The organism is Sulfitobacter sp. G5_S2_6_S6 (assembly GCF_054968505.1).
The window spans coordinates 463165-484868 of the sequence record NZ_JBQKUI010000001.1 but is presented as its reverse complement, the minus strand read 5'-3'; the positions used below and the strand labels follow the sequence as shown (position 1 = coordinate 484868).

The 21704-nt window shown below is 61.7% G+C and carries 19 protein-coding genes; 8 read left to right on the top strand and 11 right to left on the bottom strand.

The window, feature by feature from the left end:
- Positions 1-31: 31 nt before the first annotated feature.
- On the bottom strand, positions 32-1927 hold the full coding sequence (locus tag ACTRWK_RS02270) for a propionyl-CoA synthetase (protein ID WP_289081178.1): 1896 nt from the start codon (positions 1925-1927) through the stop codon (positions 32-34).
- 304 nt (positions 1928-2231) lie between these two features.
- On the opposite strand from ACTRWK_RS02270, the gene ACTRWK_RS02265 reads away from it, so the two are divergent.
- Positions 2232-2360, top strand: coding sequence for a hypothetical protein (locus ACTRWK_RS02265; protein WP_005849481.1), 129 nt, complete (start codon positions 2232-2234; stop codon positions 2358-2360).
- Positions 2361-2420: 60 nt separating this feature from the next.
- Here the strand turns inward: ACTRWK_RS02265 and ACTRWK_RS02260 are convergent, their stop codons facing one another.
- Entirely contained in the window at positions 2421-4694 is a 2274-nt protein-coding gene (locus tag ACTRWK_RS02260) for an NADP-dependent malic enzyme (protein WP_289081179.1), read from the bottom strand.
- 252 nt (positions 4695-4946) lie between these two features.
- Here ACTRWK_RS02260 and ACTRWK_RS02255 point away from each other — a divergent pair, with 252 nt between their 5' ends.
- The 5 genes from ACTRWK_RS02255 to ACTRWK_RS02235 all read left to right on the top strand — a co-directional run bounded on the left by ACTRWK_RS02255 (position 4947) and on the right by ACTRWK_RS02235 (position 10067).
- Positions 4947-5342: a cytidine deaminase gene (locus ACTRWK_RS02255; protein ID WP_132997742.1), complete on the top strand. Its 396-nt coding sequence runs from the start codon at positions 4947-4949 to the stop codon at positions 5340-5342.
- A 3-nt stretch (positions 5343-5345) separates the two neighbouring features.
- The gene (locus ACTRWK_RS02250; RefSeq protein ID WP_462843780.1) at positions 5346-6650 is read left to right on the top strand and encodes a thymidine phosphorylase; all 1305 of its coding nucleotides are present in this window, start codon (positions 5346-5348) and stop codon (positions 6648-6650) included.
- Entirely contained in the window at positions 6650-7843 is a 1194-nt protein-coding gene (locus tag ACTRWK_RS02245) for a phosphopentomutase (RefSeq protein WP_462843779.1), read from the top strand. The genes ACTRWK_RS02250 and ACTRWK_RS02245 overlap by 1 nt, the downstream gene beginning before the upstream one ends.
- 166 nt (positions 7844-8009) lie before the next feature.
- Positions 8010-8651 (top strand): uracil phosphoribosyltransferase, encoded by a 642-nt coding sequence (gene upp / locus ACTRWK_RS02240; protein WP_005849474.1) that lies wholly within the window; start codon positions 8010-8012, stop codon positions 8649-8651.
- Between the two features lie 90 nt (positions 8652-8741).
- On the top strand, positions 8742-10067 hold the full coding sequence (locus tag ACTRWK_RS02235) for an SPOR domain-containing protein (protein WP_340269481.1): 1326 nt from the start codon (positions 8742-8744) through the stop codon (positions 10065-10067).
- Between the two features lie 87 nt (positions 10068-10154).
- On the opposite strand, the gene ACTRWK_RS02230 is transcribed toward ACTRWK_RS02235, so the two are convergent.
- Complete coding sequence (locus tag ACTRWK_RS02230) at positions 10155-11168, bottom strand: hypothetical protein (RefSeq protein ID WP_037966171.1); 1014 nt, start codon at positions 11166-11168, stop codon at positions 10155-10157.
- A gap of 105 nt (positions 11169-11273) precedes the next feature.
- Between ACTRWK_RS02230 and ACTRWK_RS02225 the strand changes: the two genes are divergently transcribed.
- Positions 11274-11798: a GNAT family N-acetyltransferase gene (locus ACTRWK_RS02225; protein ID WP_184581588.1), complete on the top strand. Its 525-nt coding sequence runs from the start codon at positions 11274-11276 to the stop codon at positions 11796-11798.
- A gap of 6 nt (positions 11799-11804) precedes the next feature.
- Here the strand turns inward: ACTRWK_RS02225 and ACTRWK_RS02220 are convergent, their stop codons facing one another.
- Positions 11805-13430 (bottom strand): AMP-binding protein, encoded by a 1626-nt coding sequence (locus ACTRWK_RS02220; RefSeq protein ID WP_462843778.1) that lies wholly within the window; start codon positions 13428-13430, stop codon positions 11805-11807.
- Positions 13431-13570: 140 nt separating this feature from the next.
- Between ACTRWK_RS02220 and ACTRWK_RS02215 the strand changes: the two genes are divergently transcribed.
- Positions 13571-14221 carry a sulfotransferase family 2 domain-containing protein gene (locus tag ACTRWK_RS02215; RefSeq protein WP_462843777.1) on the top strand — a complete coding sequence of 217 codons (651 nt, stop codon included), beginning with the start codon at positions 13571-13573 and terminating at the stop codon, positions 14219-14221.
- A gap of 87 nt (positions 14222-14308) precedes the next feature.
- Here the strand turns inward: ACTRWK_RS02215 and ACTRWK_RS02210 are convergent, their stop codons facing one another.
- The 7 genes from ACTRWK_RS02210 to ACTRWK_RS02180 form a co-directional block, all read right to left on the bottom strand.
- Positions 14309-16510 (bottom strand): 3-hydroxyacyl-CoA dehydrogenase NAD-binding domain-containing protein, encoded by a 2202-nt coding sequence (locus ACTRWK_RS02210; RefSeq protein WP_037944728.1) that lies wholly within the window; start codon positions 16508-16510, stop codon positions 14309-14311.
- A gap of 27 nt (positions 16511-16537) precedes the next feature.
- On the bottom strand, positions 16538-16837 hold the full coding sequence (locus ACTRWK_RS02205; RefSeq protein WP_289081185.1) for an acetyl-CoA acetyltransferase: 300 nt from the start codon (positions 16835-16837) through the stop codon (positions 16538-16540).
- On the bottom strand, positions 16837-18048 hold the full coding sequence (locus ACTRWK_RS02200; protein WP_132997737.1) for an acetyl-CoA C-acetyltransferase: 1212 nt from the start codon (positions 18046-18048) through the stop codon (positions 16837-16839). Before ACTRWK_RS02200 ends, ACTRWK_RS02205 begins: the two co-directional genes overlap by 1 nt.
- Before the next feature lie 18 nt (positions 18049-18066).
- Positions 18067-18705, bottom strand: a complete 639-nt coding sequence (locus tag ACTRWK_RS02195) for a glutathione S-transferase family protein (RefSeq protein ID WP_289081186.1) — start codon at positions 18703-18705, stop codon at positions 18067-18069.
- A gap of 301 nt (positions 18706-19006) precedes the next feature.
- Positions 19007-19219: a hypothetical protein gene (locus ACTRWK_RS02190; protein ID WP_005849464.1), complete on the bottom strand. Its 213-nt coding sequence runs from the start codon at positions 19217-19219 to the stop codon at positions 19007-19009.
- Positions 19220-19273: 54 nt separating this feature from the next.
- Positions 19274-21055 (bottom strand): acyl-CoA dehydrogenase C-terminal domain-containing protein, encoded by a 1782-nt coding sequence (locus ACTRWK_RS02185; RefSeq protein WP_037944724.1) that lies wholly within the window; start codon positions 21053-21055, stop codon positions 19274-19276.
- Between the two features lie 88 nt (positions 21056-21143).
- On the bottom strand, positions 21144-21545 hold the full coding sequence (locus ACTRWK_RS02180) for a MerR family transcriptional regulator (protein WP_037944722.1): 402 nt from the start codon (positions 21543-21545) through the stop codon (positions 21144-21146).
- Positions 21546-21704: the final 159 nt, after the last annotated feature.

Genomic DNA, 21704 nt, shown 5'->3' with positions numbered 1-21704 from the left:
GCCTTTTTCGCGTTCTGGGGTGCCGGATCTATCAGGTGTCCTTGGCGTAGCCGATGGTTTGCAGCGCCGACTTGATCTCGTCCAGAATGGCCGGATCGTCGATCGTGGCGGGCAGTTTGAACGGCTCTGCATCCGCCAGTTTGACCATCGTTGCCCGCAGGATCTTGCCTGAACGCGTCTTGGGCAAGCGATCCACCACCAGCGTCATCTTATAGGCTGCCACTGGCCCGATCTGGTCACGCACCCGTTGCTGGCATTCGGCTGCAATCTCGGCATGGGGGCGGTCGACCCCTTTGGACAGGCACACAAACCCCATCGGGGCTTGGCCCTTCAGCGGATCGCTGACGCCGATCACGGCACATTCAGCCACATCGGGGTGGCCGGCCAGAACCTCTTCCATCGCGCCGGTGGACAAGCGGTGACCGGCGACGTTGATCACGTCATCGGTGCGCGCCATGATATAAAGATATCCATCCTCGTCGATCCTGCCCGCATCGCCCGTTTCGTAGTATCCGGGATAGGTCGTGAGGTAACTTTTGCGGAAGCGATCTTCGGCATTCCACAGGGTGGGCAGCGTGCCGGGGGGCAGGGGCAGCTTGATCGCGATAGACCCCAAAGTGCCAGCGGGTTGCGGCTCGCCCGCCTCGTTCAGGATTTGCACGTCATAGCCCGGCATCGGCACCGTGGGGGAGCCGACTTTGACCGGCAGCGCCTCTAGTCCGGCGGGGTTGCCGACGATGGTATAGCCGGTTTCGGTCTGCCACCAATGGTCATAGACGGGTATGCCCAGCTTTTCCTGCGCCCAGATCACGGTGTCTGGGTCGGCGCGCTCGCCCGCCAGATACAGCGCGCGCAGGCAGGAAATGTCGTATTTGCCAATCTCCTCGCCCTTGGGATCTTCGCGTTTGACGGCGCGGATCGCGGTGGGGGCGGTAAAGAAGCTGCGGACATTGTGTTCGGAAATGACGCGCCAGAAGGTGCCCGCATCGGGTGTGCCCACGGGCTTGCCTTCGAACACAACGGTGGTGTTGCCATGCACCAGCGGGCCATAGCAAATGTAGCTGTGCCCCACGACCCAGCCCACATCGGAGGCGGCCCAGAAGACATCGCCCGGATCGACATTGTAGATGTTCTTCATCGTCCAGTTCAGCGCCACCAGATGCCCCGCGGTTTGGCGCACCACGCCCTTGGGCGCGCCGGTCGTCCCCGAGGTGTAAAGAATGTAGGCAGGGTGGTTGCCCTCCACCGCGACGCAGGGCGCGGGGGTGGTGCCTTTTTGCGCCGCGTGCCAATCCAGATCGCGCCCCGGTGTCAGATCGCAGGGGGCCTGTTCGCGTTGCAGGATCAGGCAGAAGTCGGGTTTGTGGTCGGCCTGTTCAATGGCCCCGTCAAGCAGCGGCTTATAGGCCACGACGCGTGCCGGTTCCAACCCGCAGGATGCGGCGATGATCGCTTTGGGGGTGCAGTCGTTGATCCGCACGGCCAGTTCGTTCGAGGCAAAGCCGCCGAACACGACCGAGTGCACCGCCCCGATCCGTGCGCAGGCGAGCATCGCCTCAAGCGCTTCGGGAACCATCGGCATATAGATGATCACGCGGTCGCCTTTGCCCACGCCATTGGCCTGTAGCGCACCGGCGACAGCGGCGACGCGGGTTTGCAGCTCGGCAAAGGTGATCTTGGTCTGGGTGTCGGTGATCGGGCTGTCATGGATAATCGCCACCTGATCGGCACGGCCGTTTTCCACATGGCGATCAACGGCATTATAGCACGCATTTACTTTGGCGTCGGCGAACCATTCGTACAGATCATTGCCCTTGTCGAACAACGCCTGACGGGGCGCTTCCTCCCAATCGATGGCTTTGGACTGCTCTAGCCAGTAGGCTTCAGGGTTGTCCTGACAGCTTTTGTAAATGTCGTGATATCCCATATGCGGTTCCCTCCCGTGAACGCGAATACCATTTGGTAGGCCACGGCCGCGGGAAAGAGCAAGAGCTTGCGCCTATATCGCGGCCATCCGGCAACAAAGTTTACAGCCGCTCCCCCGCGCGCGGTGTCAAAATTTACAAGCGCGTTTCGGCCGGTGTCCGGTAGCGCACAGATTTTCGCGCAGCGCATGTCGAATATGACCCACCGCGTCGAATTTGGATCAGATCAATCGCGCAAAGGGGCGCAGCATCACGGATAGGGACGGCATGTCGCCGCCCTTCGTCTTTGAACAAAGGTTCAGAACAATGGGTGATAAGCTCGCCAACAAGAAGAAAAAGGCCAAAGCAGACGCACGGCCTGCCAAGCCGATGCCAAGCAGCGTGTCTGACATCAAGGCACCCTTTGCGGCCAAGGGCACCAAACCGGCCAAGTAATTCCGGCCGGTTCCGGTCCATGCGCCGCCCCGCATAAGGGCGGCGTTTTCACCCGGGGTGTCAGCCGTATTCGGCGACCGGCGTACCGGCGATCGCACCGACGTTCAGCAGCCCGCGCGCGGTGATAGACGGAGAGACGATATGAGCACGGTTGCCCATCCCCATCAGGATCGGCCCAACCTCAAGCCCGCCCCCCTTCATCTTCAGAATATTGCGCACGCCCGATGCCGCATCTGCATGGGCAAAGACAAGAACATTCGCAGGACCTTCCATCCGGTTCGAGGGCAGCAGACGGCTGCGCAGCTCGGGGTCGAGGGCGGCATCGATGTTCATCTCGCCCTCATAGCAGAAATCGTGGTTGCCCGCATCCAGCAGCCGTAGCGCCGCGCGCAGACGTTTGCCCGACCCTTCGCCCTGATTGCCGAACTGGCTTTGCGAACACAGGGCGATCTTGGGTTCGATGCCGAAACGCTGCACGTGACGTGCAGCGCCGATGGCGATTTCGGCGATCTGTTCGGGGGTGGGGTGCAGATGCACCTGCGTATCCGCGATAAACAAGGGCCCATCTTCCAGGATCATCAGCGACAGGGCCCCATGGGGGCGCCGCCCGTCGCGACCGAGAACCTGTTCGATATAATTCATATGCCAGCGGAATTCCCCGAAGGTGCCGCAGATCAGGCTGTCGGCCTCTTCGCGGTGCACCATCACCGCGCCGATGGCGGTGGTATTGGTGCGCATGATGGCGCGCGCGATATCAGGTGACACGCCGCGGCGGGCCATCAGGTTGTGATAGGTCTCCCAATAGTCGCGGTAGCGCGGGTCGTTTTCTGGGTTCACCAGATCCACTGTCTCGCCCAGCTTGATTGTCAGACCAGCCTTTTCGATGCGCCGTTCGATCACCTCGGGGCGGCCGATCAGGATCGGGCGTTCCTTGGTTTCCTCCACCATGGCTTGGGCGGCGCGCAGCACGCGTTCGTCTTCGCCTTCGGCAAAGACGATCCGGCGCGGGGCCACGCGCGCGGCCTCGAACACGGGGCGCATCAGCATGGACGATTTGAAGACCGAGCTGTCCAGCTTGTGGCGATAGGCGGCCAGATCCTCGATCGGGCGGGTGGCGACGCCGGTGTCCATCGCGGCTTTCGCGACGGCGGTAGAGACGACACCGATCAGGCGCGGGTCAAAGGGTTTGGGGATCAGGTAGTCGGGGCCAAAGGTCAGCTGTTCGCCCTGATAGGCGGCGGCAGCCTCGGCCGAGGTGGTGGCACGGGCAAGTGCGGCGATCCCGTCGATACAGGCGATCTTCATCTCGTCATTGATCGTGGTTGCCCCCACATCCAGCGCACCGCGGAAGATAAAGGGGAAGCACAATACGTTGTTGACCTGATTGGGAAAATCCGACCGGCCCGTTGCGATAATCGCATCAGGTGCCACCGCACGGGCCAGATCGGGCATGATTTCCGGCGTGGGGTTGGCCAGCGCAAAAATGATCGGCTGCGGCGCCATTTTCTGCACCATTTCGGGGCTCAGGACACCGGGACCAGAGAGCCCGAGGAACAGATCGGCATCATGGATCACATCGGCCAGATCACGCAGGTCGGATTTCTGCGCGTATTCCGATTTGATCGGGTTCATGTCGATCTCGCGGCCCTCGTAGACCAGACCGTGAATATCACAAAGCCAGACGTTCTCGCGCTTCACACCGAGTTTCAGCAGCATGTTCAGACAAGCGATGCCCGCCGCGCCGCCGCCTGTGGAGACGATCTTGATGTCCTCGAACTTCTTGCCCGCCACGAAAAGCGCGTTTTTCACGGCGGCCCCAACGACAATCGCGGTGCCGTGCTGGTCGTCGTGGAAAACCGGAATGTTCATCCGCTCGCGGCAGATGCGTTCGACGGTAAAGCAATCGGGGGCCTTGATGTCTTCGAGGTTGATCGCGCCGAAGGTCGGCTCTAGCGCGCACACCAGTTCAGCAAGCTTTTCGGGGTCGTTCTGGTCCAGCTCGATGTCGAAGCAATCGATATTGGCGAATTTCTTGAAAAGGACGGCCTTGCCCTCCATCACCGGTTTGGAGGCCAGCGCGCCGATGTTGCCAAGCCCCAGAACCGCCGTGCCATTGGTCACCACACCCACAAGGTTCGCGCGGGTTGTGTAATGCGCGGCTGTGGTCGGGTCGGCCTTGATCTCAAGGCAGGCTTCGGCCACGCCGGGGGAATAGGCGCGCGCCAGATCGCGGCCGTTCGCCAGTGGTTTGGTCGCGCGCACTTCGAGTTTTCCGGGCTTGGGGAAAGCGTGATAGTCAAGTGCGGCTTGGCGCAGATTGGGCGCATCGGTCATGTTTTGGCGGTCCTTTAAGAGAGTAGTTTAGCGTTAAACTATTTTGCCAGCCGCGCCAACACGACTTTTGGAGCGGGGCGTGTCACCGCCCATGCGGCGCAGATTGTGGGGCGGGAAGGGGGCCAGCCCCCATCGTGGCAGGCCACGATTCCCCCGGAGTTTGTCTGGCAAAATGAAGCATGGCATTTTTCCGCTTTTGGCATCGCAACTTTGGCGAAAGGTTTTTATAGTTTTGTGAAACTTGGGGGAATTATGACCAGTGATTTGCGACAGCACGCCATCGCCGTGCAGGAAAATGCCTATGCGCCCTATTCCAACTTCAAGGTGGGGGCCGCGTTGCGTACGGCCTCGGGTGCGGTGTTTGTAGGCTGCAACGTGGAAAACGTCGCCTACCCGGAAGGCACCTGTGCCGAGGCCGGTGCCATCGCCGCCATGATCGCGGCGGGCGAGACGGCTTTTGTAGAGGCTTATGTGATTGCGGGCAGCCCCACGCCCGTCACGCCCTGTGGCGGCTGCCGTCAGAAACTGGCGGAATTCGGTCAGGGGGACGCGCGGGTGACGATGGCGACCCTGTCGGGCGTTGAAGAGGTGATGACCATGGCCGAGCTGTTGCCCGGTGCCTTTGGCCGCGCGCATATGGAGGGCTAAGCCATGGATGCCCGCGCGATCCTGTCCAAACTGCGGCACCGGCGGTCGCTGAACCGAGAAGAGCTTGTCTGGTTCGCGATGGCCCTTGCCGACGGGCGGGTCAGTGATGCGCAGGCGGGGGCCTTTGCGATGGGGGTCTGTCAGGTCGGGCTGAGCGATGTGGGCCGCGTGGCCCTGACGCTCGCCATGCGCGACAGCGGGCGGGTGTTCGATTGGGATCTGAACGGGCCGGTGCTGGATAAACATTCGACGGGCGGTGTGGGCGATTGCGTCAGCCTTGTGCTGGCCCCTGCTTTGGCCGCCTGCGGGGCCTATGTGCCGATGATCTCGGGGCGTGGGCTGGGGCATACCGGCGGGACGCTGGACAAGCTTGAGGCCATTCCGGGTGTGAATACCACATTGGACGAGGCGCAGTTTCGCGCCGTGGTGGCGAAGGCAGGCTGTGCGATTGTCAGTGCGACCGACGGTATCGCCCCCGCGGACAAGCGGCTTTATGCGGTGCGCGATGTGTCTTCGACCGTGGACAGCCTTGATCTGATCACCGCGTCGATCCTGTCGAAGAAGCTGGCGGCGGGGCTGGATGGTCTGGTCTTGGACGTCAAGGTCGGCAGCGGTGCCTTCATGAAAGATCTGGCGCAGGCGCAGGCGCTGGCGACGGCGTTGACCAAGACTGCGAATGCGAGTGGATGCCGGACGACGGCGGTTATCAGCGATATGAGCCAGCCCCTGGTGCCGAGCCTTGGGAACGCGCTGGAAGTGGCCGAGGTGATGCGCGTGCTGACGGGGCACAACAAGGGGCCGATTGTCTCGGTCTGTGCGGCTCTTGGGGGGGTGTTGCTGGCCAATGCAGGGCTGGCGGGCGATGTGCAGGTCGGGGCGGATATGATCGTGCAGGCAATACGGTCGGGCCGCGCGGCAGAACGCTTTGGCGTGATGATCGCGGCCATGGGCGGGCCTGCGAAGTTTGTCGAAAACTGGACGCGGTTCCTGCCCGAGGCGACGATCATCGGAGAGGTCCCCGCACCGAAAACCGGATATGTGACCGCGATTGATGGGGAGGCCTTGGGCCTTGCGGTCGTCGCTTTGGGCGGCGGGCGCGCGGTCGAGACGGACCAGATCAACCCGGCCGTGGGGATTTCGGATGTCGTCCGCCTGGGCGCGAAAGTATCGTCTAAGGGGCCACTGGCGGTGGTCCATGCCGCCCGCGCCGGTGACGCAGAGCGGGCCGCAAAGGCGGTGCGCGGTGCGATTACCATCGGCCCGAAGCCGGTCGCCGTGCCGGATTTGATTGTAGAGAGGGTCGGCTGATGGCGCGTGCTTTTCTGGTTGTGATGGATTCAGTCGGTATCGGCGGTGCCCCTGATGCGGACACCTTCTTTAACGGGCGTGTGCCGGACACCGGCGCGAATACCCTTGGTCATATCGCGCAGGCCTGTGCCGAAGGCCGTGCAGAAGACGGGCGCAGCGGCCCTTTGAACGTGCCGCATATGGCGTCGCTGGGGCTTGGCCCCGCGATTGAACTGGCCAGCGGGCTGCATATCGCTAGCCTTGATGCCACCGTCAGCGGCACATGGGGCGCGGCGACAGAAATTTCGCGCGGCAAGGATACGCCCTCGGGTCATTGGGAATTGGCCGGTTTGCCGGTCCCGTGGGAGTGGCATTACTTTCCCGATGTGTCGAAGTCCTTTCCGCCCGCGCTTGTTGCGCAGCTTGCGGCCTTTGCCGGCACGGACGAGATTTTGGGGAATTGCCACGCCCCCGGCACCGCCATTATCGAGGAGTTCGGCGCGCAGCATATCAAGACCGGTTTCCCGATCTGCTATACCTCGGCTGACAGCGTGTTGCAGATCGCCGCGCATGAAGAGAGTTTCGGCCTGCAACGGCTGTTGGACCTATGCGAAAACATGGCCCCGATCGCGCATGAGATGAAAGTCGGGCGGGTGATCGCGCGTCCCTTCATCGGTGATGCGCAAAACGGCTTTACCCGCACCACCAACCGTCGTGATTTCGCGATCAAGCCACCCGCGCCGGTGCTGAGCAACTGGGTGCAGGACAGTGGTGCCCGTGTTTATGCCGTTGGAAAGATCGGTGACATTTTTTCGATGACCGGTTTTGACGAGGTGCGCAAAGGGTCGGACGAGACATTGATGGGCCATCTTGGCGATCTGGTTGAAAGCGCCGAGGACGGCAGTCTGACGTTTGCGAATTTTGTGGAGTTTGACAGTCTTTATGGGCACCGGCGCGATGTGTCGGGCTATGCCCGTGCGCTTGAGTGGTTTGATGCCGAGATTGGTAAGCTGCTGGGGCAACTGCGGGACGGGGATCTGCTGGTGCTGACTGCAGATCACGGGAACGACCCGACATGGGTGGGCACCGACCACACCCGCGAACGGGCCCCGGTTCTGGTGGCGGGGCAGGGTGCGGGCCGCTTGGGGCAGATCGGTTTTCGCGATGTCGCTGGGCTGGTGGCGCGGCATCTTGGGGTTGCGGTGCCCGACTAAACTCTGTTCGGCGGCGTATCGGTCGGGTGGGGGCCAGCCCCCATCGTGGCAGGGCCGCGATCCCCCCGGAGTTTGACTGGCAAAATGAAGCTGGCGAAGATGCGATGGTTGCGGGGCACGGCTTTTCGGGGCATGAGTTCAGCCAAGTAATATGGAGAGCGCCCCGATGTCCGATATCGTTGAACACCTGACCGTCGTTAATCATCCGCTGGTGCAGCACAAGCTGACAATCATGCGGGATAAATCCACATCGACCGCGGCGTTCCGTCAGTTGCTGCGCGAGATCAGCCAGCTTCTGGCCTATGAGGTGACCCGCGGCCTGCCGATGACGACCAAGCGGATCGACACGCCGATGCAGCCGATGGACGCTCCTACGCTGGACGGCAAGAAGCTGGCGCTGATTTCTATCCTGCGGGCGGGCAACGGGTTGATGGATGGCGTGCTTGAGCTGATCCCGTCGGCACGGGTGGGCTTTGTTGGCCTGTATCGTGACGAGGAAACGTTGCAGCCGGTGGAATACTATTTCAAGGTGCCCGAGGGTATGGACGACCGTCTGGTGATCGCCGTGGACCCGATGCTCGCCACTGGTAATTCATCCGTGGCTGCGATCGACATGCTGAAGAAAGCCGGTGCGACCAATATCCGCTTCCTGTGTCTGCTGGCGGCCCCCGAAGGCGTGGCCCGCATGAAAGAGGCGCATCCCGATGTGCCGATCGTCACCGCGGCGGTCGACGAGAAGCTGAACGAGCAGGGGTATATCATTCCCGGGCTTGGTGACGCCGGTGACCGGATGTTCGGGACCAAGTAAGGCGCAAAATGGGCGATCCGGTGATCAGGGTGCTTTACTCTGAAACCGGGATCGCGCATGGTTTATTTACTACATTGTGTGGGGGCGCAGATGAAATTTACTAGTATTGTGGCAGTTGCGGCATTGATGACGACGTTTGGGGCAGGTATTTCCCAAGCGCAGAGCTTTCGCGATCAACCGGCGGAATTCCCATCGGCCTCGTATAAGGGCAAGCAATATGTTGACAGCAAAGGCTGTGTGTTTATTCGGGCCGGTATCGACGGCAATGTGACCTGGGTGCCGCGCGTGTCGCGCAAGCGTCAGGGTGTCTGCGGCTTCAAGCCGACCAATGTGCAGACAGCGGCCAGCGCGCCTGCCGGTGGTGCTGATGCGCCGGTGCAGATCACCGTGAACAACGCGCCCGCCGCGGCCAAACAGCCCACGGTTGCGGCACGCCCTCTGCCACAGCGCAAGGCCAAGCCGGTTGTTGTACGCCAGAAAGCACCCAAGCCGGTGCGCCAGCCGGTGCCACGCTCGGTCGACGTGCCGGCCGCACCGCGCGCGCAAGCGCCGGTGGCGGTGGCGCAGGTGCCGACCACCTGTGCCGGACGCTCTGCCATCAGCCAGCAATACTCCGGGTCGCGGACCAAGGGGCTCGCCGTGCGTTGCGGCCCGCAAACCGCGCCGATCCTGCCCTCCACCGCGCAGGTCGGGGCCGTGGCGTCTGCGCCGTCCTATGGGGCAGCCACAGGCAGCGTCACAACCACGGCGAGACCCGCAGCGGCGCATGCGCATACGCGTATCGTGCCGAAACATGTCGCGATCAACCGCCAGAACACCTATGCCAACGTCTCGGTGCCCAAAGGATATCGCCCCGTGTGGGAAGACGACCGTCTGAACCCCAAGCGGGCCGAACAGAACCTTGAGGGGCGGTCCAAGATGTTGTTGATCTGGACCAACACCGTGCCGCGCCGTCTGGTCAACCAAAGCACAGGGCGGGACATGACCGCGCGTTTGCCACTGGTCTACCCCTATACCTCGGTCGAGCAGCAGCGCCGCGAGTTGGGCGAGGTGAGCTTTGCCAAGCGCAACGGCCAACTGGTCAAACGTATCGTCCGCAACAAGAACGCAGCGCCTGCCGCGCGCAAGCCGGTCTACTCCAGCCGTTCGACCCCCAAGCCAGTCGCCACAGCCCCAGCGACCCCGCGTGCCGCAGGCAAGACCTATGTGCAGATCGGCGTCTATGGGGACAGCGCAAACGCGCAGCGTGCGGCACAGCGTATCGCGCGGATGGGGATGGGCGCGCGCATCGGTAAGTCCACCCGCGGCGGCAAGACCTATCTGTCGGTGCAGGCGGGGCCCTTTGGCGCGTCCGCGGCCCCAGCGGCTTTGGGTAAGTTGCGCGGTGCCGGTTACGGCGATGCCTACATCCGCTGACGCATCCGCACGACAGTACAGATAAAAGGCCAGTCGGGGCGATCCGGCTGGCCTTTTGCGTTGAAGGTCGGAGTGTGTATCTCTGCCTTAGCCGCCACAGATATTTTGCAGCCGTAGCCAGTCGGCATCGTTCAGCAGAGGGTCGGTCTCCTTGCCGTTCATCGGATCGCCTTCGATCAGGGGCAGCACCGTCTCTCCGGTGATGTCGCGGGCTTGCGCGTAAGGGGTGCTGTGCAGGCGCTGTTTTTCGAAACGGGCAAGCAGGGCGTCAACGGGCGGTTCCGGCGCGGGTTCGGCCATCAGATGTTCGGCGTAGCGTGTGAGGGCCGCATCCGACACATCGCCGGTGGTCAGTAGGCGGAAGTTTTCGCGGATGCCGATGGTGGCGAGCATATGTTCAAGCGGGTCTGTGACGGCGCGTTTCGCCTGTTCTGCCAGAATATAGCCGCCCGCGATATCGGGGGACTCGTAATCCTCGAAGAGGGTCTTGTTCAGCACGATCAGCCCGCCGGGCAGGTGCAGGCTGGGGCGGGTCATGGCGGGCAGAACCACCATCGGATCAGACGACAGCCGCGCGCCGAGCTTTGCCAGCGCCGTGCGCCCGCGGGCGTTGGTACAGGCGGGGCCGGACACCCGTTCGATCTTTTTCAGCAGCGCCGCCCCGATGGAGGCGCGTTTGACCTTGGGCACCACCCGCAGCGTGTGATCTTGCAGCGCGCCTGGCAGCCAGAACAGCGCCACCGCCGCCACCACCAGCGCCGAGGTCAGCACCCCGGCAAAGCGCAGCCGCCCCGGGCGGGGGCGACGGCGTTCGACCACGCGGCGCAGGGTTTCGATGGCGTCGATCATCTCTCCCTCGCTGTCGGGGATTTCCAGCGTTTCACTGGGGTCGCCATCGGGGTGGAAAATCGCAGGGCGGGTGCCAGGGTTTGACCGCGCCAAAGCCGCCAGTGACCAATGGGTCAGCGCCTGATCCTTGAGGTCGGAAATCACCAGTGTCGCATCGCCGATCGACACGATGACTTCGCGACGTTGGGCATCGGGGGCCGAACGCCATAGTCCGGTTGCTTCCAACCGGGCGTATTTGGAAAGGGCTGTCATATCCTGAAGTATAGTGCCTAACTGTTTTGGATAGTTTACCACCTGACACGGGTTGAGCAATGGGTGGACTTAAGACAGCATAGGAGAATTCGAAAGGAGCGTCCCATGCAGATCAAGCCCGCACATCCCGATGATGCCGCCAGACTTGTCGAGATCTGGTATCGTGGTTGGCATCAGGCCCATGCCGATGTCGTGCCGCCCGCCTTGACCGCCCTGCGCAGTTTCGAAGAGTTCACGATGCGGATGCGGGTGCACCTTAAGCATACGCAGGTGGTCTGGGTCGAAGGGCAGATCGCGGGGTTCTTCATGGTGGACCATGACGAGATCTACCAGTTCTACGTCAGTGATGCCTTTCAGGGCAGCGGTCTGGCGCAGCAGATGATGGCGGCGACCGAAGCAGAACTGGGGCATGGGCTGAAATGGCTGGCCTGTTCGGTTGGCAACACCCGCGCCGCGCGGTTCTATGAGGCCTGCGGTTGGGTGCAGGCAGGCACGATCCCCTACGAGGTCGAAACCGGCGAGGGGCCGTTGCAGATCGACGTCTGGCGGTATGAAAAACGGCTCGGCCCGCAAGAGCAGGCAGAGGCGGTGATCGTCGCCGATCCGGTCGTCACACCGCGCGCGATGTAGACCGCACTAAAGCCTGGCGGCCTGTGCGCGCAGTTCGAATTTCTGGATCTTCCCGGTCGAGGTTTTCGGCAGCTCTTGAAACACCACGCGTTTGGGTGCTTTGAAACCCGCAAGCGTGTCGCGCGCAAAGGCGATCAGGGCGGCTTCGTCTCCGCTCCGGCCCGGTTTCAGCTCGACAAAAGCACAGGGCACTTCGCCCCATTTCTCGTCCGGTTGCGCGACAACAGCGGCGAGGTTCACATCCGGATGGCCCATCAATACGCCTTCGACCTCGACGGACGAGATGTTCTCGCCGCCCGAGATGATGATGTCCTTGGCGCGATCTGCGATCTGCATATGTCCGTTTGGATGCTGCACCGCCAGATCGCCCGAATGGAAATACCCGCCCGCAAAGGCCGCGCGCGTGGCGGCGGGGTTCTTGAAATACCCTTTCATCACCGAATTGCCGCGGATCATGATCTCTCCCTGTGTGGCAGCGTCCAGTGGGACTTGGGTCATTTCGCTGTCCATGACGGTGATCTCTTCCATCATCGGCATGGCGACGCCCTGACGGGCCTTGATCGCGGCGCGCTCGGCCCCTTGGGCGCTGTCCCATGCGGGATCCCACAGACATTCAGTGACATGGCCGTAGGTCTCGGTCAGCCCGTAGACCTGCGTGACGTTGAACCCCAAAGCTTCGATCTTGGACAGCGTCGCAGGGGCAGGGGGCGCACCGGCGGTAAAGACCTCCACCTGATGATCAAAGGCGCGGCGTTCGGCTTCCATCGCGTTCACCATCATGTTCAGCACGATGGGGGCACCGCCAAAATGGGTCACGCCTTCGTCGGCGATGGCGTCATAGATCGCAGCGGCAGTGATGTCGCGGCAGCAGACCAGTGTGCCCCCCAAAAGGGGCATCATCCACGTATGGTTCCAGCCGTTGCAGTGAAACAGCGGTACGATCTGCATGAACACGGGCCGCATCACCATACGCCAGCTAACCACCGTGCCCATGGTCATCAGATAGGCACCGCGATGGTGATAGACCACGCCCTTGGGCCGCCCCGTCGTGCCAGAGGTATAGTTGAGCGCAAGGCTTTCCCATTCGTCCTGCGGCATGATCCAGTTGAACGCAGGGTCGCCGGTGGCGATGAAATCATCGTATGTCGTGTGGCGACCCGTTGCCGGAAACCCCGCCGCGGGGTCAGGCACTTCGATCAGCAGCGGGGGCGGGCCGTCGAGCGTTGCACAAGCCGCCTCTGCCAGATCGACGAATTGCGTATCGACCAGCAGCACCCGCGCTTCGCCGTGGTCGAGGATGTAGCCCACCGTATCCACATCCAGCCGCGTGTTGATGGTGTTAAGCACGGCACCGCAGGCGGGCACGCCGAAATGCGCCTCTGCCTGGGCGGGGATATTGGGCAGGATCGTCGCCACAACCTGACCCGGTTCAACCCCCGCCGCCGCCAAGGCCGAAGCAAGCTGCGAACAGCGCGCATGGTACTGCGTATAGGTCACCCGATGCGCGCCGTAGATCACCGCCGTCATATCGGCAAAGACATGGGCCGCGCGTTTCAGGTGCGACAGCGGAGTGAGCGGCACGTAATTCGCGGCGCATTTGTCCAACCCGTCTTCGTTCGTCATCCAGCCCATGGCGCACCCTGTCTTTTTTCGCTTTGTCCCGGTTACTATTGCGCAGCATCCCCCGTTTTGGGAAGGATGATAAAAGCAGGGCAGAGGCAGGATATGGGCACGAGCGTAAAGCGGCCAATCACAGATGCGGCGGGGCGGTCATGATCATCAGCCGCGGGCGCAATTATATCTTTGTGCATATCCCCAAGACCGGAGGCACGTCCCTTGCGCTGGCGCTTGAGGCGCGGGCGATGAAAGAGGATCTGATGCTGGGCGACACGCCCAAGGCGGTCAAGCGGCGCAAGCGTCTGTCAGGGGCGGCGTCGGCAGGACGGCTTTGGAAACACGCGACCCTCGCCGATATCGAAGGCGTGGTCACCCGCCAAGAGATTGCCCGGATGTTCGCCTTTGCGCTTGTGCGTAACCCGTGGGACCGGATGGTCAGCTATTACCATTGGCTGCGCGCGCAAGGGTTCGATCATCCCGCCGTGGGGCTTGCCAAGTCGCTGGCGTTTGATGCCTTCGTGCAGACGCCTACCGTGCAGGGCAGCCTTCTGGCCTCTCCCTATGGGTCTTATCTGCGTGACGGGGCGGGCGAGGATCAAAGCAACCTGTTCATCCGGATCGAGCATTTCGCGCAGGACGCGCAGCCGCTGTTCGACCATCTGGGCTTTGATCTGACGTTGCCGCATGCGAATGCGTCTGACCGCGCGGCGGGCTATGGGGACTATTACACCCCCCAAACCCGCGACCTGATCGCCACGACCTGCGCCGAGGATATCGCGCGTTTCGGCTACAGTTTCGACGGCTGAGCGCGCGGGCGGTACATCACCCAGCAAAGCAAAACGGCCAGCAAGAACTGCTGGCCGTTTCCGTTTTCTCTATCGGGCGCTGCCGGCTTAGGCGGCTTTGGCGTCCGGCCCGAAGCGACCGTAGAAGGTCTGGTTCTTCTCGGCCATTTCACGCAGCAGGTCAGGGCATTTGAACCGCTCGCCGAACTGCGCTTCAAGCTGGTCACACCGTTCCGCGGCATAGGGCGTGCCGATGATGTCGAGCCAGCTGAACGGGCCGCCGGACCAAGGCGCAAAGCCCCATCCAAGGATCGCGCCCACATCGCCTTCGCGGATATCTTCCAACACGCCTTCTTCCAGCGCACGTACAGCTTCGAGCACCTGAACGAACATCAGTCGGTCCTGCACATCGCGCAGGTCTGGCTGTTCCTCGGCCAGCGGGAACTTGTCGTGCATCCCCTTCCAATAGCCCTGACGCTTGCCCTTTTCATCATAGTCAAAGAAGCCCGCGTTCGCCTTGCGGCCCAGACGGCCCAGATCTTCCATCCAGAAGATCAGATCATCCGCTTGGCTGGCAGGATAGGCATTGCCCATGGCCGCCTTGGTCGCGCGGGCAATCTTGGCCCCCAGATCGATCGAGGTTTCATCGGTCAACTGCACCGGCCCCACAGGGAAGCCCAGAAGCTGCGCCGCGTGATCGACGAGTTGCGGTGCCGCCCCTTCGGTGATCATCCGCGCGCCTTCGTTGGCATAGGGGATGATGCAGCGGTTGGCATAGAAGAACCGCGCGTCATTGACCACGATCGGCGTCTTGCGGATCTGGCGCACATAGTCGAGCGATTTGGCCACCGCACGGTCGCCAGTCTCGGCACCCTTGATGATCTCTACCAGTGCCATTTTTTCGACGGGCGAGAAGAAGTGGATGCCGATGAACTGATCCGCCCGGCTGGACGCTTTGGCCAGCTCGGTGATCGGCAGGGTCGAGGTGTTGGAGGCAAAGATGCAATCCTCGGGGATCACGGCTTCGACCTTCTTGGTCATCTCGGCCTTGACGGCAGGGTCTTCGAAGACGGCTTCGATGATCAGGTCACAGCCTTTCAGCGCATCCAGATCGGTGGTTGCGGTGATCAGATTAAGGGCGGCGGCTTTCTTTTCCTCGGTGGATTTCTTGCGCGCGATGCCCTTGTCAAAGAAGCTGGCGGAGTAGGCTTTGCCCTTGTCCGCGGCTTCTTGGGTCTGGTCGATCAACACGACCTCGATCCCGGCTTGCACGGAGACAAGCGTGATGCCCGCACCCATCATGCCAGCCCCCAGAACGCCCAGTTTCTTGACGCGCTGATCGGCAACACCTTCGGGACGTACCGCGCCTTTTTCCAGCGCTTCCTTGTTCAGGAACAGCGACCGGATCATGGCAGAGGAGGACGGGTTCAGCAGGATGTTGGTGAACCAGCGCGCCTCGATCTTCAGCGCGGTATCAAACGGCACAAGCGAGCCTTCGTAAACGGCGCTCAGCAGGGCCTTGGCCGCAGGGAAGGCACCTTGGGTCTTGCCGTTGACCATCGCATTGGCCCCGACGAAGGTCATGAAGCCCGCAGGGTGATAGGGGGCACCACCGGGCATCTTGTAGCCCTTGGCGTCCCAGGGTTTCAGAATGTCCGCATCCTTGGCATTCAGCACCCATTCTTTCGCGGCGGCAACCGGATCAGCGACAACTTCGTCGATCAGACCGGCAGATTTCGCGGCAGCAGGGGCAACCATCTTGCCTTCCAGCAAGAAGGGCGATGCGGCCATCGCGCCGAGTTTGCGCGCCAGACGGGTGGTGCCGCCCGCGCCGGGGAAGATACCGACCATGATCTCGGGCAGACCGATACGGGCCTTGGGGTTGTCTGCGACAAAGATGCGGTGCGTGGCCAGCGGCAGTTCAAGCCCGATGCCCGCGGCAGTGCCGGGCAGGGCAGAGGCAATCGGCTTGCCGCCCTTGTTGGTCTTGGCGTCCATGCCCGCGCGTTCGATCTTGCGCAGCAGGGCGTGCATTTTCATCGTGCCGTCAAACAGCCCCTGTGCGGGGTCGTCCCCTGCGTCTTCGCGCATCTTGGCGAGCAGGTTCAGGTCCATACCACCGGCAAAGGACCCGTCCTTGCCAGAGGTGATCACGGCCCCCTTGATGGCGTCGTCGGACAGGACCGTGTCGATGATGCTGTCCAGCTCGGACAGGCCCTCGATCGACATGACGTTCATGGATTTTCCGGGCACGTCCCAGGTGATGATGGCGACGCCGTCGGCGTCTGTCTTCATGGTGAAATCGGTCATTTAAATCTCTCCCTGATTTGGAGTGTGTTACGAGCGCTGAGGCGTATAGTCAGCGAATTTTTCAAGCAGTGAGCGGATCAAGGCGATGGTGGCTTCGGGGCCTTTGTCGCAGTCTTCCTCGCTTAGCAGTATCCGTTTGAAGTCCTTAAAGCGCTCGCGGTCATAGCTGTCGCTTGGATCGTTGCGATGCTTGAAGAACAGCGGCGGCGTGGCCTGATACAGGCGCACATATTGCCCCCCGCGTTCTTCTGCGAGCTTAAGGTCGCTCAACCCACGCCGCGCTGCCAGATCGGCTACGGCGTGGAAAGGATGCGGCTGGTCGCCCATCAAACGCGCTCGATGATGGTGGCGGCACCCATGCCGGATGCGATACAAAGCGTGGCCATCCCGACTTCCTTGTCCGAACGCTCAAGCTCGTCCAGCAGCGTGCCGATGATCATCGCGCCGGTGGCCCCCAAGGGGTGACCCATGGCGATCGACCCGCCGTTCACGTTGACCTTGCTTTCATCAACGTCGAACGCCTGCATGAAGCGCATGACCACGGCGGCAAAGGCCTCGTTGACCTCGAACAGATCGATGTCGTTGATGTTCATGCCATTGTCGGCAAGGATCTTTTCGGTCACGGGAACTGGGCCGGTCAGCATGATGGTCGGGTCGGTTCCGATCTTGGCGGTTGCACGGATGCGCGCGCGTGGCTTGAGACCGTGTTTCTCGCCGAATTCCTTGTTCCCGATCAGCACAGCCGCCGCACCGTCCACGATGCCCGAGGAGTTCCCCGCGTGGTGGATGTGGTTGATCTTCTCGAGGTGCGGATACTTCATCAGCGCGACCTTATCAAAGCCCGGCATGACCTCGCCCATCTGCTGGAACGCAGGGTTCAGCGACCCGAGCGACTGCATGTCGGTCTGGGGGCGCATGTATTCGTCATGGCTGAGGATCGACAGACCGTTCTGGTCCTTGATCTCGATCACGGATTTATCAAAGCGCCCTTCGTCCCAGGCTTTCTTGGCACGCTGCTGCGACTGCATCGCCAGCTTGTCGGCCTCGTCACGGGTAAAGCCGTATTCGGTCGCGATGATGTCAGCCGAGATACCCTGCGGCACGAAATACCGCTCCATCGCGAGCGAGGGGTCAACGGCAATCGCTGCGCCGTCGCTGCCCATGGCCACGCGGCCCATCATTTCAACGCCACCGGCGATATAGCCCATGCCCGCGCCACCGCGCACCTGGTTGGCGGCAAGGTTCACAGCTTCCATGCCAGAGGCGCAGAAACGGTTGATGGCAAGGCCGGGGATGCGCTCATCCAGATCGGATGCCAGCACGGCAGAGCGCGCCAGACAGCCGCCCTGTTCCATCACCTGGGTCACGTTCCCCCAGATCACGTCCTCGACGGCGTGGCCTTCCAGGTTGTTCCGCTCTTTCATCGCATTGAGCGTCAGCGCGGACAGGCGCAACGAAGTCAGCTCATGCAGGGCGCCGTCTTTGCGGCCCTTGCCACGCGGGGTGCGCAGGGCGTCGTAGATATATGCTTCGGTCATGTGGTGTCTCCCTTTGGGTCAGGCGCGGTCAGCAGGGCTGCCGGGCATCAGGTCGTAGGGGGCTTTCCAGCCCGGTGTGTCGCTCAGACGCGTGAGCCACGCGTCGATATGGGGCCAGTCCTTGCGGACAAAGCCGAAAGGCTCGGGGTAATACAGATAGCCGCAGCAGCTGAGGTCGGCGTTGGTGATCCCGTCGCCGACAATCCAGTCGCGGCCGTTCAGATGGTCGTTCAGCACGGCATAGGCCGCAGACAAACGCCCCTGCATAAAGCCGATGACTTCTTTGGGCTGCTTGTCTTCGGCCAGGAAGTTTATCAAAAAACGCGTCATACCGGCGTTCGAGCTGAGCTTGTGGTTGTCCCACAGCACCCACCGCAGGATCTCTCGGCGCTCTTCGGGATTGCCCCCGCCGAATTTGCCGGATTGTTCCGAGATATAATCCTGGATCACGCCGGATTGGGTCAGACGGATGTCACCATCAATCATCACCGGCGCTTCGCCCATGTTATTGATCGTCGTGCGGTAATCCTGCGTGCGGGTTTCGCCGCCGAAGAAATCAACTTTCACCGGCTCCCAGTCGAGCCCCGACAGCTGCAGCGCAAGCGCCGCCTTATAGGCGTTTCCGCTTTCGCCGAAGCAATGCAGTTTGATGGTCATCTGAACCCTCCCTCAAGTCCTGTGTGTCGATCGTCGTCCCGTGGGGGTTTCACACCCCCACACCCCCGTGGAGTTTATCCGGCAAAATGAAGATGCGCGGGTTTGCGTTAATCAGTTACTAATCATCCTGTCGTATTCAACCCCCGCGCGGCAGGCTGGAGAGCTGAGCCGCGTGCAAAGTGAAGCCCTGCTTTGGTCGTGCGGGTCGCAGGATCAGGGCAGGGTGTTTGCGCTTCATTTTGCCCCTTAAACTCTCCCCGAAGGGTCGGGTTCGGCAGGGCGTTCGGGGTGTGGTGCTGTGCTACCTCTTTCGTCCGTCCAGTTCCGCGTTGAACAGCCGCAGTCGCGCGGTCAGGTTCTCTTCGTCGATCACGCTGTTGAAGTTCTCGAAGAGAAACGACAGCGCTTCGCCTTCATCCAATCCGGCCTCTGCCGCGAATTTCTTCAGGCGGCGGTAGCCGTCTTCGGTCATGGCGACAGGGAAGCGGCGGGTCAGGCGGAAACGTTTGGGCATCGGGCGTCCTTTCAGTCAGCATCGGGGTGGGGGATGTCCCCACCCCGATGCAACCTAGAAGTTTGCCGCGTCCAGCGCCATCACAGTATCCGCGCCGGTTTCGATCCGCTTGAGATGCAGCGAAGTCGCGGGCAGTTGACGGGCCATGTAGAAACGGCCGGTTGCCAGTTTGGTCTCGTAGAAGGACGCGTCGCCGGTGCCATCTTTCAGCGCTTTCTTCGCGGCCAGACCCATTTTCGCCCACATCAGGCCCAGACAGACATGCCCGAACATATGCATGAAGTCATTCGACCCCGAGAGCGCGTTGTTGGGGTTCTTCATGCCGTTCTGCATGAAGTACATGCCCGCCGATTGCAGGTCTTTGCTGGCAGCCTTCAGCGGCTCCATAAAGCTGGCGTCGAACTCGGCGTCCTGGCCTGCGTTTTCCTTGATGAAGGTCTTGACCATATCAAAGAAGGCCATGACGTGTTTGCCACCGTCCTGCGCCAGTTTGCGGCCCACGAGGTCCAGCGCCTGAACGCCATTGGCCCCTTCGTAGATCATGGCGATACGGGCGTCGCGGGTGAACTGGGACATGCCCCATTCCTCGATATAGCCGTGGCCACCATAGACCTGCTGCGCCTTGACCGTCATGTCATAGCCGATGTCGGTCAGGAAGCCTTTGATGACGGGGGTCATCAGCGAGACAAGCCCGTCGGCATCCTTGTCATCCGCGCGGTGTGCCGCGTCGATCAGGCTGGCTCCCCAGAGGATGAACGCCCGGGCCCCTTCGACAAAGGATTTCTGCTCCATCAGGCTGCGACGGATATCGGGGTGGACGATCAACGGATCGGCAGGCTTGTCGGGGTGCTCTGTCCCGGTGACGGCACGGCCTTGCAGGCGGTCCTTGGCGTAGGCCAGCGCGTTCTGATAGGCCACATCGGCCTGCGCCAGACCCTGCATGCCGACGCCCACGCGGGCTTCGTTCATCATGGTGAACATCGCGCGCATGCCTTTGTGTTCGTCACCCAGCAGGTAGCCGACCGCGCCGTCATAGTTCATCACACAGGTAGAGTTGCCGTGGATGCCCATCTTCTCTTCGATGGAGCCGACGGACACCGCGTTGCGTTCGCCAAGCGAGCCGTCTTCCTTGACCATGAACTTGGGCACGATGAACAGCGATACGCCCTTGATGCCTTCGGGGCCGCCTTCGATCTTGGCCAGCACCAAATGGATGATGTTATCGGCCATGTCGTGTTCACCGGACGAGATAAAGATCTTCTGGCCGGTGATCTTATAGCTGCCGTCTTCCTGTGGCGCTGCCTTGGTGCGCATCAGGCCCAGATCGGTGCCGCAGTGGGGCTCTGTCAGGTTCATGGTGCCGGTCCATTCGCAGGACACCATGTTGGGCAGATATGTATCCTTTTGGGCGTCAGAGCCGTGGGCGAGGATCGCCGAGGCCGCACCGTGGGTCAGGCCCTGATACATGGTGAACGCCTGGTTGGACGCCGAGAACATCTCGCCCACGGCGGTGCCGAGGATATAGGGCATGTTCTGGCCGCCGTATTGCTCTGGCATGTCCAGACCGGTCCAGCCGCCTTCCTTGACCTTTTCAAAGGCGTCCTTGAACCCTTTGGGGGTGTAGACGACGCCGTTCTCCAGACGGCAGCCTTCCTGATCACCCACCGCGTTCAGCGGAGCGAGGACTTCGGAGGTCAGCTTGCCTGCTTCTTCCAGAATGGCAGAGGTGAAATCCGCCTCAAGCTCGTCGTAGCCGGGGGTGGACGATGCGGTGACGTTCAGCACGTCGTGCAGGACGAATTGCATATCCTTGATCGGGGCGGTGTAGCTCGGCATGTGGTGTTCTCCCTTGGCCATCTGGCCGTCGTTTGGTCAGTATATCTAGGTCGGTGTATCAGGTGTTCGGGTGCGCCGGACTGCGGGCCTATTCTGCCGCGTTGCGAGCGCTGTTGATGGAGGCGATCATTTTCTCCCCCCATTTCAACTGGTTTTGCAGGTCGTCGATGGCGTTGTTCAGATCCTCGCGCTGTGCTTCGAGGTCGGCCAGACGTTCGCGCGCGATGTCATAGGTGCGCGCCAATTGGGTCTGTTGCTGGTCGCCCATGTGGTACAGGTCCAGCAACTGGCGGATTTCTTCGAGGCTGAAGCCAAAGCGCTTGCCACGCAGGATCAGTTTCAGCCGCGCACGGTCCCGTTTGGTAAACAGGCGCTTTTGTCCCTGACGTTCGGGGAAAAGCAGTTCTTTCGCTTCGTAGAACCGCAAGGTGCGCGGGGTCACATCGAAGGCGGTGCACATCTCGCGGATGGTCATCGTAGTGTTGGACATATCAGTTACTCGCTATTCTATCACTGCTGTAGAACGGTCAACTTCACCTAAACTGGGAGCGGTATAACCCAGAAACAAGCTTACGTAAGTTGGACGCTACGTCAAACGTTTGCTTTACGTTGAGTAAATCTGCGTAACCCCGCGAGGATTTTCCCGAGG